The organism is Sphingopyxis panaciterrulae, assembly GCF_014199295.1.
Lineage (GTDB): Bacteria > Pseudomonadota > Alphaproteobacteria > Sphingomonadales > Sphingomonadaceae > Sphingopyxis > Sphingopyxis panaciterrulae.
The window spans coordinates 118,100-130,394 of sequence record NZ_JACIJH010000011.1 but is presented as its reverse complement, the minus strand read 5'-3'; the positions used below and the strand labels follow the sequence as shown (position 1 = coordinate 130,394).

Sequence of the window (12,295 nt, the reverse complement as noted above, 5' to 3'; positions counted from 1 at the left end):
AAAACCAGTCGGCCGACTAAATCCCCGGGATGAAGGGGTCCTTTTTGCACGCCGATCACCCCACGAAGGGGGTGCCTATTGCACGCTGATCCTCAAGCATGTCGGCTGAGCCATAACCGGTGTCGCCGACCAGCCCCTCGGCCATGCAGCGCGACACCGTCATCTCGAACAGCTTGCGCAAGAGATCGCTGTCCCGGAAGCGGCCGTGCCGGTTCTTCGAGAAGGTCGAGTGATCGGGAACCGCGCCGTCGAGCCCGAGCCGGCAGAACCAGCGATAGGCCAGGTTCAGATGCACCTCTTCACACAGCCGCCGTTCCGAACGGATCCCCATGCGGGTGCTGTCGATATCATCGATCTTGAGGTGTGCGACCTCCGACACGCGCAGCCCCGCGCCATAGGCGACACCAAGGGCGGCCTTGTACTTGATCCCCGGCGCTGCTTCGAGAAGCTTCGCCGCTTCATCGACACTGAGCACGTCGGGCAGCTTGCACGGATTACGCGTGATGACGAGAGACCGCGCCAGATCCCGACGCCCGAGAGTCCCGGTGAACAGGAAACGCAAATCCGATCCAGCTTTCATGGGTCTGTGCGCTACGCGGCCAAGTCTGCTCGCTGCATTTCGGACAGAGAGAAGGGGCCCGTGCGGCTTATTCGCGTGCCAATCTTCTTTCCGGTTTCAGCGGTCTCCAGATAGTCCGCCCACCCTTGCATCATGAACCGCCGTGGACGAAGAAATTGCGCAGGATTGTGGCGACGATCCATCCCTCCAGGGTGATGAGCAAGCTGATATTCTATCCAATTGCCGTCGAACAAGCCGCTCTCGTTCAACACCGTGCTTGCGAGACCGCGAAAGCCATGGACCGTCGCCTTCCCCCGCAACCCCATGCGATAGAGGACGTCGAGCATATGGTTTCCGGTGACAGCTCCCGTCTTGGACGCCTCCACGGGGCACAAATAGCGCCCGATTTTCCTGTTGGTAAGGGCACCGTTCAACGAACTGAGTTCCTCCAACAATCGCAAAGCCTGCCGCGACAAAGGGACAAGACGTTCGTAGCGTGGCTTCATCCGCTGATAGGGAATGCGCCAGAGCGGATTCGCGCCGCCAATATTTTCCAACTCCGACCACTCCGCAAAGCAGGTTTCCTTGCTGCGTACCATGGTGAGCATGGTCCAGCGCAGCGCAAGCTGACTCATGCGCGCGCTTTGATCGGCGTTGAGCATGGTGAAGAAAGCGGGCAACTCCCCAATCGCAACTCTGGCGCGGTGTTCTACCGGTCCGGTTTTAGGCAGGAAAATGTCTCTGCACGGATCCGTTTCGCAATATCCCTCTGCAATGGAAAAGCGAAAGATTTCGCTGCAATGGGCTCGCATGCGATGTGCCGTTTCCAAGGCTCCTCACGCTTCGATATTGCGCAAGGCTTTGCGAATGTCCTCCAGCGTGATCCTGCTGATTTCCTGCTTGCCGACAATCAGAAATATATCAACTTCCAGCCGTCCGGTGATGAAGGCCTCGTAGCGCTTGCTCCAGCCGGGTCTTCGCGTCTCTATCCAGGCCCGCGCCGCCTGTTCAAAGCTACGCAGGACAATCGCTCGGCGACTGAAGCTTCCCATGCGCTTCTGCTTCCACCTCTCCTCGGCCGGATTGATTCCAGAGGCGAGCTGCTGCCTCATCGCATCACGCCAAACGCGAGCAAGGACAATCGAGACCTCCGGATAGGATCCGCCGGCAATAGTGTGCTGCTTTCCGTCGAAACGGTAGGAAAAGCGCCAGAGCTTCGAGCCGATCGGCGTCATGAGCAGGAACAGGCCGCGCCCGTCAGTATATGTATATGGCTTCGCCCTGGGCCTGAAAGTGGCAATCATATAGTCGGTCAACATACCGACCGGATTTTACAGCGGCCCCTTGGCCAGTCGCGGATTTGATTACAAGAACTTCGGTCAGAAATTCGAGGAGATAAGACAGATAATTCCGCTCAAAATGCTGGTACCACTAGCTCGCGCGGGACATCTTGGCCCTTCCTGGGACAAGGTGCGATACCGGCTGGCTGGGGCGGCAGGATTCGAACCTGCGCATGCCGGTACCAAAAACCGGTGCCTTACCGCTTGGCTACGCCCCAACAGCCGGTGCGACGGGCGCTCTATAGTGCAGCGACGCCCATTGCAAGGCGGGCGCGATCAAAGACGCGCTACCCAGCCGTGGGGGTCGGCGGCGCGGCCGCGCTGGATGTCGACGAGCTTGCCCTTGAGCATTTCGGTGACCTGGCCCGGCCCGCCGGCGCCGATCGTGAAGCTCGCGTTTCCGCGCGTCACCTTGCCCACCGGAGTCACGACAGCGGCGGTGCCGCAGGCGAAGCTCTCGGTCAGCCGGCCGCTTTCCGCGTCGGCCTGCCACTGGTCGATCGCATAGCGTTCCTCGCGCACCGTCAGCCCCGCATCCGTCGCCAGCGTGATCAGCGCGTCGCGGGTGATGCCGGGCAGGATCGTGCCGGTCAGCGGCGGCGTGACGATGCTGCCGTCGTCCATGACGAAGAACATGTTCATGCCGCCCAGTTCCTCGATCCAGCGATGCTCGGCGGCGTCGAGGAAGACGACCTGGTCGTGCCCCTTGGCGATCGCTTCGCTCTGCGCGACGAGGCTCGCGGCATAGTTGCCGCCACATTTGGCGGCGCCGGTGCCGCCCGGCGCGGCACGGGTATAATCTTCCGACACCCAGAGCGACACCGCGGGCGCGCCCGACTTGAAATAATTGCCGACCGGCGAGGCGATGACGAGGAAATGATATTCGGCCGCCGGCTTCACCCCCAGGAACACCTCGCTCGCATACATGAAGGGGCGCAGATAGAGCGCGCCGCCCTCGACCTGCGGGAACCAGCCGGCGTCGGTCGCAACGATCTCCTTGACGGCCGCGATGAACAGTTCCTCGGGCAGTTCGGCCATCGCCATGCGGCGCGCGCTGGCGTTGAAACGCGCCGCATTGGCCTCGACCCGGAACAACGCCATCGACCCGTCGTCGAGGCGATAGGCCTTCAGCCCCTCGAAGATTTCCTGCGCATAATGGAGCACCGCGGTGGCGGGATCGAGCGACAGCGGGCCGCGCGGCATCACCTGCGCGTCGTGCCAGCCCTTCCCCTCGGTGTAGCGGATCGACACCATATGGTCGGTGAAGACGCGCCCGAAGACCGGGTCCGCGATTGCCGCCGCGCGTACATCGTCCGCCGTCGGGTTCGGGTGCGGCAGGCGGGTGAAGGCGGGTGCGGACATGGGAAATCCTTGCTTCCAGAGGGGGAGTCGTGCGCGCCTCTTGCCAAAGCCGGACGTCCGGCGCAACGGTAGTCGTTATGAACGAGGAAAATTTTCTTTCACAAGTGCCCGCCGCTTCTGCCCTTTTCTTGCGCGAGGCCGAGGTGCGCCGGGGCATCGAATATCTGTTTTTCGGCCACGCCGCGCTGTGGCGGACGATCGACGCCCGCCTTGCCGAAAAAGAGCTGGGCCGCGCCCATTACCGCGCGCTCTATTTCATCGCCCGCCAACCCGGCCTCGCCATTTCGGACCTGCTGGCGCTGCTCGGCATCACCAAACAATCGCTCGGCCGCGTCCTCAAGGAACTGGAGGCGCGCGCGCTGCTGACGACGCGGCCGGGGGGCCGCGACCGGCGGCAGAAGGAGCTGCGGCTGACGGCGGAGGGCCGCCAGCTCGAAAACGCGATCTTCACCGCGCTGCGCGATGCGATGAGCCGCGCCTATACCCATGCCGGCCAGGCGGCGGTCACCGGCTTCTGGCAGGTCAACGAGGCGCTGCTGTCGCCGCGCGAACGCGCCCGGGTGGCAAAGCTGGGCAGCGAGCCGGGTCAGCCCTAGGCCGCCGCCGGCCCTGGAAGCTTGATGAGATTGAACCGTGGCCCTGCGCCTGTCGAAGGGCGCTGTTCGTCGACAGGGGCCCTTCGGCAGGCGCAGGGCTAGGGTAATGACTGATTCCACCTGACAGGACAGGCTCTAACCCTGCCCGCGCGCGATGTCCGCCAGTTCGCGGCCGCGGTCGCGCGCGGCGCGCAGCACATTGGTCATCAGCGCGACGAGCTGCCCGTCGGTATCGAGGATATCGAGCCCGACCTGCGTCATGCCGCCCTTGCTCGCCACCTTCGCGGCCAGCGCGCCGGGCTTTTCGCCGCTATCGGCGAGCAACGCGGTCGCGCCGCCGAAGGTGGCGGCGGCGAGACGGAGCGCCTCGTCGGGCGACAGGCCGAGGCGCTCGCCCGCTGCGGCATAGGCCTCGATCAGGCGGAAGACGAAGGCGGGGCCGCTGCCGGTGAAGGCGGTGACGAGATCCATCGCCGCATCGTCGGCCAGTTCGACCGTCTGCCCAAGGGGGGCGAGCAGCGCCGCGACGGCGTCCCCATCGGCATCGCCGAGCCGCGCGACCGCGGACACCCCGGCGCCGATCCGCACCGCCAGATTGGGCAGGATACGCACCTGCGCGCGCGCCTGCGGAAAGCGCTCGGCCAGATCGGCAAGCGAGACGCCCGCAAGGATCGAGAGCAGATGGACGCCATCCGTCGCGAGCGGCGCGAGGTCGCTTGCCACCTCGCCCAATTGCTGCGGCTTCATTCCCAGCATCACCCAGTCGGCCGTGCCGCCCGCCGCCGCCCAGTCGGCAAGCGAGGCGTGAAGCGCCACCCCGTCACGCGGCGTCGCCGCCGGATCGACGACCGCGACCCGCGCCGGGTCGAGCCCCGCCGCCAGCCAGCGATCGAGCATGGCCCCCGCCATATTCCCACATCCGACCAGCAGCAGCCGGCCGGCAAAAGTCCCCAATGTCGTCGTCATGGTCCCTGGTCTTCTTCTTGTCTGTTTCGTCTAACGTCTGCTTCGTCCAGCCACCTGGACGGAAGCGCACCCGTAAAGATCGTCATGCTGAACTTGTTTCAGCATCCATGGCTAGGTCTCGCGTTCAGCGCTGCGCTTTATTCGAGGACAGGCCATGGACCCTGAAACAAGTTCAGGGTGACGATTTCCAATGTCGCGAACTTCCTTTCCTCCTCACGAGCTACAACTGTCTTCCGGCCCCGACAGCAGGTCGAGGCAGCGGCCGTCGATCTTCGCGCCGTCGACGGGCAGGTCGATCTGCGCCGCAAGGGTGGGCAATATGTCCACCGTCATCACCGCATTCGGCTGCTCGAAGCTCGCGATCCCGCGGCGCCAGAAGAGAATCGGCACACGGCGGTCATAATCCCACACCGACCCGTGCGTCGCGACATAGCCGATGCCCGGTTCGGGAATCGGGGTGACCCGCGGCTTGAGCGCGATGATGAAATCGCCCGAACGCTGCGGATTGTAGGAGGCGCGCAGCTTGTCCATCAGCGTCCAGACATCCGCCGGCCGCTTCGAGATCGAATGGGCGGCCAGTTCCTCCGCCGTCACCACCGCCTCGACCTGCGGATGCGCGCGCAGCCGCGGCAGGATTTCGTCCAACGCCGCCTTGCGCTGCGCCGGCGTCAGCGCCTTCGACAGATAATAGTCGCCGCCGTCGCCATAGAGGAGGGGCTGCGGCAGGCCGAGCTTTTCGGCAACCGCCTTGCCGATCTTGTCCGGGTCGAGCGCGCGGTCCACGCGCTGCGCGGCGGGCCAGGCATTCTGCCGGTTGCGTTCGGGCAGGTCGTGCCCGCCATGATCGGCGGTCAGCGTGACCAGATAGTCGATGCCGGTCGCGTCGAGGCGCGCGAAGAAATCACCGAGCTCGCGGTCGAGCGCCAGCATCTGCAGGCACATCTCGCTGCCTTCGGTCCCGGTTCCGTGGCCGACATAATCGGTGGCCGACAGCCCGACGATCAACAGGTCGGTGCCATCCCCCTCGCCCATCCTGCGCGTCTGGCGCAGCGCCGCAGCGGCTGCGAGCACTGCACCGTCGGCCTGGGGCGACGCGCGGAAGGCGCGGAAATCGCCGCCCTCGCGCGCGAAGCGCCCGGTTCCGACGCTGCCGCCCTTGCCGCCGTCGAGCGGGATCGCGATGTCGTGCGCCGCGCAATCGGCGGGCAGCGTCAGTCCCGGCTGCGGCGCGGCGATGGCGGCGGCGATCGCCGCGCTCGCCTGCTGCGCGACCGGTGACAAGGCCCGCCCGCGATAGCTGGTGAGGCCGGTGGGTGTGAGCCACATCAGCTCGTCCGCCTTGTGCCCGCCCATCATGATCGCGGACCGGTCCTTGCCCGATACCGACACGACCTGCGCGCGCGGATCGCGATCCTTCATCAGATCGCCGAGGGTCGGCACGAGCAGATGCTTTGCCGACGGCGCATATTGGTCGCCCTTCGACGAGGTTCCCGGAACCGTCTCGTCTTCGGCGCAATAGAGGCGCTTGTCGGCGCGGGCGGCGTCGAGATCGAAATAATTATTGGCGACGATTCCCGTATGCGCGGGGTGATTGCCGGTCAGGATCGTCGAATGGCCTGGGCAGGTTTCGGTCGCGCCATGCGCCTGATAGCCCGACGGAAAGACGACGCCCGAGGCGAGCCGCGCCAGCCCGCCGGTGAAATGGCCGCGATATTCGGCGAACAGGTCGGCGGAAAACTGGTCGACCGCAATGACGACGAGCAGCTTTGGCGCAGGGGTCGCGGCGGTCACCTTCGGCGCCGGTGCCGCCCTATCCTGCGCGAGGCCGGCCGCGGGGCCGGATAGCGAAAGCGCGGCGGCAAGGGCGGCGATCGGATATTTGAGCTTCACGGGATCACTCTCCATCACGCGAGGGTTCGGCGCGGGCTGTCCTCTCGGCCAAAGCCGCCTATATGGCAAGCCTTGAACGAGGGCAGCGGCGACGCGGCTTGGACACGGAGCAGGATTTTCGTCCTCCCGTCACCCCGGACTTGATCCGGGGTCCCGCTCGGCTACGTCCGAAAAGCGGGGCCCCGGATCAAGTCCGGGGTGACGGGGAGGATCATCGGGCATTGCAAAGGCGGACATGGGACGGATGCGGGACGACTTTATGACGGTGATGCGGCGCACGGCGCTCGTGCTGCTGGCGCTCTTCCTGTTGGCGCCCGCCTGGGCGATGGCCCAGCCGACGCACATCGCGCCGAAGCTGATCGCCGAATCGGCCGCGCCGGCGCCGGGCGAAACGACGACGATCGCGCTGGCGATGACTCCCGAAAAGGGTTGGCACGGCTATTGGACCAATGGCGGCGATGCCGGATTCGGCCTGCAGGTCGAATGGAACGCGCCCGAAGGTGTGACCGTCGCGCCCTTCCGCTATCCGGTTCCCGAAGCGCTCATCCTCTTCGGCATGATGAACCATGTCTATGAGCATCCCTATGCGCTGCTCGCCGATGTGCGCGTCGACCAAAGCGTCGCGCCTGGAACCGACCTGACGCTGTCGGGCGTCGCCAACTGGCTCGCCTGCACCGACAAGATATGCGTGCCCGAAAAGGCGGTGATCGCGGTCGCGCTGAAGGCCGGCGACGGGACGATCGCGCCCGCATCGCGCGAACGCTTCGACGCCTGGCGCGCCCGGCTGCCGCAGCCGCTTGACCGTGCAGGGACATGGGAACGCAGGGGTGCGACGCTGCGCTTTGCGGTGCCCCTTCCCGACAGCACCGCGCTCGCCGATCCGCATCTGTTCGTCGAGACGCGCGACCTCATCGACTATGCCGCACCGCAGCAGATCAGCCGGAATGGAAACGAATTGGTCGTCGAAACGCGCGCCAAGGGCGACGCGGCCGGGCCGGTCGATGCCCTGCTCAAGCTTTCCGACGGACGCGGCTTGTCGGTGCGGTTCGAACCCGGCGCCGTGCCGCGCGCGGGGGATCCGGTCGGAAGCGCGGGCGGCCGCGGTATCGACCTTGCCCTCTTCTGGACCGCGCTCGGCGGCGCGATCCTCGGCGGGCTGATCCTGAACCTGATGCCCTGCGTTTTTCCGATCCTCAGCCTCAAGGCGCTCAGCCTCGCGCGCGCCGGCGGCGAACCGCGCGCGGCAAAGGTCGAGGCCCTCGCTTATACGGCGGGCGCGATCGTCACCGCCCTGCTGCTCGGCGGCGCGCTGCTGGCGCTGCGCGCGGCGGGCGAGCAGGTCGGCTGGGCGTTCCAGCTCCAGCATCCGGCCAGCGTGCTGATCCTGCTCGTCCTCGCGCTCGCCATCACCCTCAACCTCGCTGGAGCTTATGAATTGCCGTCCTTCGGCGGCGGGTCAGGCCTGGCCGCGAAGGGCGGCGCGGCGGGCGGCTTCTGGACCGGCGCGCTCGCCGCCTTCGTCGCAACGCCGTGCAGCGGCCCGCTGCTCGGCGCGGCGCTCGGCGCGACGCTGGTGCTGCCCGCCTGGGCCGCGCTGCCGATCTTCGGCGGACTCGGGCTGGGCCTCGCGCTTCCCTTCCTCGCCATCGGCTTCGTCCCGGCGATCCGCAACCGCCTGCCGCGGCCGGGACCGTGGATGGGCAACTTCCGCAAGGCCATGGCGGTGCCGATGGGCCTGACCGCGCTGGCGCTCGCATGGCTGTTCTGGCGGCAGGGCGGCGCCGATACGCTCCTCGGCGCCGTCCTCGCCATCGCCGTCCTCCTCACGATGTGCGGCACTTTCTACAACTTCGGGCGCTGGCAAAGATCGAACCGAAGGGGCTGGCCGACCGTGGCCTGCGCCACGCTTCTGGGCCTGGCGCTCGCTCTCTATGCGATCGCCCCCACATCGCCCGAATCCGCCGCATCCGACGGCACGACCTTCTCCCCCGCCGCGCTCGCGGAGGCGCGCGCGACCGGCAAGCCGGTCTTCGTCTATTTCACGGCCGACTGGTGCCTTTCGTGCAAGGCGAACGAGGCGGGCGCGATCGAGCGTGCAGCAGTGCAGACGGCGTTCGACAAGGCGGGCGTCGTCACGCTGGTCGGCGACTGGACGGGCGGCGATCCCGTCATCACCCGCGCCCTGGCCGAGCACGGACGCAACAGCGTGCCGCTCTACCTCTGGTATGCGCCGGGCGCCGAACGGCCCGAAATCCTGCCGCAGATCCTGACGCCGGGGCTGCTGGTCGAAAAGGCAGGCGGCTGATGGCGAAGCTGCGCGCCGACCAGTTGCTCGTCGATCGCGGCCTCGTCGAAAGCCGGACGCGCGCGCAGGCGCTGATCCTCGCCGGCCTCGCCTTTGTGGGTGACTGCAAGATCGACAAGGCGGGGCAGCAGATCGCCGCCGATGCAGACGTGAGCGTCAAGGGCCGCGACCATCCCTGGGTGTCGCGGGGCGGGATCAAGCTCGACCATGCGCTCACGCATCTCGGCTGGGACGTGACGGGCGCCGTCGCGATCGACGTCGGATCGTCGACCGGCGGCTTCACCGACGTGCTGCTGAGCCGGGGCGCGGCGCGCGTCTATGCCGTCGATTCGGGGACCAACCAGCTCGCCTGGAAGCTGCGGCAGGACGCGCGCGTCGTCGTTCACGAGCAGACGAGCGCGCGCGTCCTGACCGCCGATCACATCCCCGGGCCGGTCGACCTGGTCGTCTGCGACGCGAGCTTCATCGCGCTTTCCAAGGTGTTGCCGGTACCACTGGCTTTTGCGAAGCCCGGCGCCCGCCTCGTCGCTCTGATCAAGCCGCAGTTCGAGGCCGAGCGGCACGAGGTCGGCAAGAAGGGCGTGGTGCGCGATACGGCAGTGCACGACCGCGTGTGCGGTGACGTACGGCTGTGGCTGGAAGCGGAAGGCTGGACCGTCCTTGACCTGATCGAAAGCCCGATCACCGGTCCCGAAGGCAATGTCGAATTCCTGATCGCCGCCCAAAAGCGTTGACGCGGGCGACGCGGGCCGCAAAACCCTTGCGCGACCATATTTTGCGCAAGGGGGCATGTGCATGACCGAATTGGCCACTCCGGGGCAGCTTCGCCTGTCCTATTGGCGCTGGGCGATGGTGACGGTGCCGGCGATCGTGCTGATCGGCAGCCTGACGGGGCTGCTGGCGAACAGCGGCTATGACAACCGCTGGTTCGCCGCGCTCGACCTGCCGCCGCTCGTGCCGCCCGGCTGGGTCTTCGCGCTCGCCTGGACCATCCTCTATGCCTGTCTGGGCCTCGCGCTCGCGATGATCCTGCATGCGCGCGGTGCCAAGGGGCGCGGGTTCGCGCTGCTGCTCTTCTTCGTCCAGCTCGCCGCGAATTTCGCCTGGTCGCCGCTCTTCTTCGGCCGGCATCAGGTGACGAGCGCGCTCTACCTGATCATCTTCATGCTGATGGTGACGGTCGCGACCGCCTTTGCCTTTGCGCCGATCCGCAAGGCGGCGGCGTGGCTGCTCGTCCCCTATATGGCGTGGCTCGGCTTCGCCACGGTCCTGACCTTCCAGATCGACCAGCGCAATCCGGACGCCGAAACCCTTGTCCCCCATGCCGCGAGCACCCAGATAGGCTGACGGCAAGGGGTATCCCCCGACGAAGGAACAGGACAATGCAGAGCGAGAACCGGATTTTCGACGATTTCGCCAAGATGATCAACGGCATCGCCGGCACCGTCGCCGGCGCCGGGCGCGAGGCCGAGGCGGCGATGCGCGAGCGCGCGAAGGAATGGGTCGGCCGCATGGACTTCGTCAGCCGCGAGGAGTTCGAGGCGGTGAAGGAAATGGCCGCGCGCGCGCGCGCCGAGGCCGAGACGCTGAAGGCGCGGCTCGACAAGCTGGAAGGCACGGCGAAGCCGGCGGCCGCAGCGAAGGCGGCTGCGAAGCCAGCGGCAGCAAAGCCCGCGGCGCGCACCCCCAAGGCCGCGCCCAAGAAATAAGCGTCGCCCCCGCGGAAGCGAGGGCGACGATTTGGCGAACCTATCGTTTGCAAACGTCTGCGTTGGACAAGGTCCGCCTGTTACAACTTGCCACCCTGAACTTGTTTCAGGGTTCATGGCCTGCCCTTGAATTGGGCGCGGCGCGGCGCGGCAGGAGGGGCCTGGCTATGGATGCTGAAACAAGTTCAGCATGACGAAGGCAGGGAGGAAGGACTGCTGGCGGTCAGCTTTGTATTTGCGAACGATAGGTTCGCCGACGATTTTGCCTGCGCGACTCGCCACCCGGTCGAACAGCCGCTAAAGCGCCCCGATGAGCGACGATATCTATGACGATGACGACGGCCAGGAAGCCGCGCCGATGGACATGCTGGCGTCATATTTCGCTGCGCACGACTGGCCGCACGAGATGGTCGGCGACGACGAGATCGTCGCGACCGCGCAGGGGAGCTGGACGACCTATGAGCTGCGCGCAGTGTGGCGCGCGGACGACGGCGTCATCCAGTTGCTCGCCTTTCCCGACATCCGCGTCGTCGAAGACAAGCGCGCGGTCGCGCACGAGGCGCTGGCACTGATCAACGAGCAGCTCTGGCTCGGCCATTTCGAGCTGTGGTCGAACAGCGGCACCATATTGTTCCGCCACGGCATGCTGGTCGGCAGCAACGCGTCGCTGCCGCTCGAGCTCACCGAAACATTGGTCGAAAGCGCGATCGACGAATGCGAGCGTTTCTATCCCGTCTTCCAGTTCGTGCTGTGGGGCGGCAAGTCACCCGCCGAGGCGCTTGCGGCCTCGCTCATCGAAACGCGCGGCGAGGCGTAGGACAGGCGGATATCCGGACGGTCCGTCGCTCGCCAGCCACGGTTCAGCGGCGCGAAAGCATCGCCGGCCTATCGCCGAGTCGATCGGGCGCGCCGCTTTCCCGCGCGCTTTTCGGAGTGAAGCCCATGCGCAAATGGACCAGCCTGACGACCGCCGCGGCGGTGATCCTGACCAGCGTCGGCCTCAGCGCCACGCCGGCCGAGGCGCGCGGCCGCCATCACGGCGGCTGGGGTCATCGCCACCATGACGGGATCGACGCCGGCGACGTGATCGGCGGTCTGTTCGTCATCGGCGCGATCGCCGCCATCGCTGGCGCGGCGAGCAAGAACAGGCGCGACGGCGATTATCGCTATGAGCCGCCCTATCCCGACGAGCCGCGCGACGATGGCTATTATGTCGATCCGCCGCGGGACGCGCGTCCCTATGACGGCGCCTATGGCGGCGGCGAGACCGAGCAGCGCGCCGCCGACGCGTGCAGCTGGGCGGCCGAAGGCGAGCTCGGCGACGGCGCGCGGGTCGAGAGCATCACCGGCACCCGGCCCGATCAGGGCTATGGCTGGTACGTCGCGGGCACCGTGGCGCGGCCGGGCGAGCCGCTCCGCAGCTTCGGCTGCACCTATCGGAACGGCCGCGCCACCGACGTGCGTTTCAACTAGGCGCCGCTTAGCGAGTGCTTGCGCGAGGGCTCTTCGCCTGATGGCGAAGAGCCCTTTTCTGTCTGAACGCCAGATAAGCGGCGGGTTCAGCGCCA

10 protein-coding genes, 1 tRNA gene and 3 pseudogenes are annotated in these 12,295 nt (G+C 66.7%); 7 read left to right on the top strand and 7 right to left on the bottom strand.

Features of this window, described 5'->3' with window-relative positions:
* Positions 1 to 112 precede the first annotated feature (112 nt).
* The 5 genes and pseudogenes from FHR21_RS15580 to FHR21_RS15555 all read right to left on the bottom strand — a co-directional run.
* A pseudogene (locus FHR21_RS15580) lies at positions 113 to 328 on the bottom strand (transposase); the annotation flags it as partial.
* A gap of 18 nt (positions 329 to 346) precedes the next feature.
* Positions 347 to 580, bottom strand: a pseudogene (locus FHR21_RS15575) (integrase); the annotation flags it as partial.
* Between the two features lie 11 nt (positions 581 to 591).
* Positions 592 to 1,863: pseudogene (locus FHR21_RS21330) on the bottom strand (tyrosine-type recombinase/integrase).
* Positions 1,864 to 2,042: 179 nt separating this feature from the next.
* Positions 2,043 to 2,117, bottom strand: a tRNA-Gln gene (locus FHR21_RS15560).
* Between the two features lie 58 nt (positions 2,118 to 2,175).
* Complete coding sequence (locus FHR21_RS15555; RefSeq protein ID WP_184099970.1) at positions 2,176 to 3,261, bottom strand: branched-chain amino acid aminotransferase; 1,086 nt, start codon at positions 3,259 to 3,261, stop codon at positions 2,176 to 2,178.
* A 77-nt stretch (positions 3,262 to 3,338) separates the two neighbouring features.
* Here FHR21_RS15555 and FHR21_RS15550 point away from each other — a divergent pair, with 77 nt between their 5' ends.
* Complete coding sequence (locus FHR21_RS15550; protein ID WP_184099968.1) at positions 3,339 to 3,857, top strand: MarR family winged helix-turn-helix transcriptional regulator; 519 nt, start codon at positions 3,339 to 3,341, stop codon at positions 3,855 to 3,857.
* Positions 3,858 to 3,992: 135 nt separating this feature from the next.
* Here the strand turns inward: FHR21_RS15550 and FHR21_RS15545 are convergent, their stop codons facing one another.
* The gene (locus FHR21_RS15545) at positions 3,993 to 4,823 is read right to left on the bottom strand and encodes a pyrroline-5-carboxylate reductase family protein (protein ID WP_184099967.1); all 831 of its coding nucleotides are present in this window, start codon (positions 4,821 to 4,823) and stop codon (positions 3,993 to 3,995) included.
* Between the two features lie 213 nt (positions 4,824 to 5,036).
* Positions 5,037 to 6,728 carry an alkaline phosphatase family protein gene (locus FHR21_RS15540; RefSeq protein ID WP_184099965.1) on the bottom strand — a complete coding sequence of 564 codons (1,692 nt, stop codon included), beginning with the start codon at positions 6,726 to 6,728 and terminating at the stop codon, positions 5,037 to 5,039.
* Between the two features lie 220 nt (positions 6,729 to 6,948).
* Here FHR21_RS15540 and FHR21_RS15535 point away from each other — a divergent pair, with 220 nt between their 5' ends.
* The 6 genes from FHR21_RS15535 to FHR21_RS15510 all read left to right on the top strand — a co-directional run bounded on the left by FHR21_RS15535 (position 6,949) and on the right by FHR21_RS15510 (position 12,200).
* Positions 6,949 to 9,018: a protein-disulfide reductase DsbD family protein gene (locus FHR21_RS15535; protein WP_420825295.1), complete on the top strand. Its 2,070-nt coding sequence runs from the start codon at positions 6,949 to 6,951 to the stop codon at positions 9,016 to 9,018.
* Positions 9,018 to 9,752 (top strand): TlyA family RNA methyltransferase, encoded by a 735-nt coding sequence (locus FHR21_RS15530; protein WP_184099963.1) that lies wholly within the window; start codon positions 9,018 to 9,020, stop codon positions 9,750 to 9,752. Before FHR21_RS15535 ends, FHR21_RS15530 begins: the two co-directional genes overlap by 1 nt.
* Before the next feature lie 61 nt (positions 9,753 to 9,813).
* Complete coding sequence (locus tag FHR21_RS15525; protein WP_184099961.1) at positions 9,814 to 10,365, top strand: TspO/MBR family protein; 552 nt, start codon at positions 9,814 to 9,816, stop codon at positions 10,363 to 10,365.
* A gap of 35 nt (positions 10,366 to 10,400) precedes the next feature.
* The gene (locus tag FHR21_RS15520; RefSeq protein ID WP_184099959.1) at positions 10,401 to 10,727 is read left to right on the top strand and encodes an accessory factor UbiK family protein; all 327 of its coding nucleotides are present in this window, start codon (positions 10,401 to 10,403) and stop codon (positions 10,725 to 10,727) included.
* 310 nt (positions 10,728 to 11,037) lie between these two features.
* Entirely contained in the window at positions 11,038 to 11,544 is a 507-nt protein-coding gene (locus tag FHR21_RS15515; RefSeq protein ID WP_184099957.1) for a type III secretion system chaperone family protein, read from the top strand.
* Positions 11,545 to 11,669: 125 nt separating this feature from the next.
* Positions 11,670 to 12,200 carry a hypothetical protein gene (locus FHR21_RS15510; RefSeq protein ID WP_184099955.1) on the top strand — a complete coding sequence of 177 codons (531 nt, stop codon included), beginning with the start codon at positions 11,670 to 11,672 and terminating at the stop codon, positions 12,198 to 12,200.
* The last annotated feature ends 95 nt before the right edge of the window (positions 12,201 to 12,295 follow it).

Excerpts from the sequence above, each read along its gene's own strand:
- FHR21_RS15520 (WP_184099959.1), top strand. The coding sequence starts at position 10,401 with ATGCAGAGCGAGAACCGGATTTTCGACGATTTCGCCAAGATGATCAAC.
- FHR21_RS15545 (WP_184099967.1), bottom strand. The coding sequence starts at position 4,823 with ATGACGACGACATTGGGGACTTTTGCCGGCCGGCTGCTGCTGGTCGGA.
- FHR21_RS15525 (WP_184099961.1), top strand. The coding sequence starts at position 9,814 with ATGACCGAATTGGCCACTCCGGGGCAGCTTCGCCTGTCCTATTGGCGC.
- FHR21_RS15555 (WP_184099970.1), bottom strand. The coding sequence starts at position 3,261 with ATGTCCGCACCCGCCTTCACCCGCCTGCCGCACCCGAACCCGACGGCG.
- FHR21_RS15515 (WP_184099957.1), top strand. The coding sequence starts at position 11,038 with ATGAGCGACGATATCTATGACGATGACGACGGCCAGGAAGCCGCGCCG.
- FHR21_RS15550 (WP_184099968.1), top strand. The coding sequence starts at position 3,339 with ATGAACGAGGAAAATTTTCTTTCACAAGTGCCCGCCGCTTCTGCCCTT.
- FHR21_RS15535 (WP_420825295.1), top strand. The coding sequence starts at position 6,949 with ATGGGACGGATGCGGGACGACTTTATGACGGTGATGCGGCGCACGGCG.
- FHR21_RS15530 (WP_184099963.1), top strand. The coding sequence starts at position 9,018 with ATGGCGAAGCTGCGCGCCGACCAGTTGCTCGTCGATCGCGGCCTCGTC.
- FHR21_RS15540 (WP_184099965.1), bottom strand. The coding sequence starts at position 6,728 with ATGGAGAGTGATCCCGTGAAGCTCAAATATCCGATCGCCGCCCTTGCC.
- FHR21_RS15510 (WP_184099955.1), top strand. The coding sequence starts at position 11,670 with ATGCGCAAATGGACCAGCCTGACGACCGCCGCGGCGGTGATCCTGACC.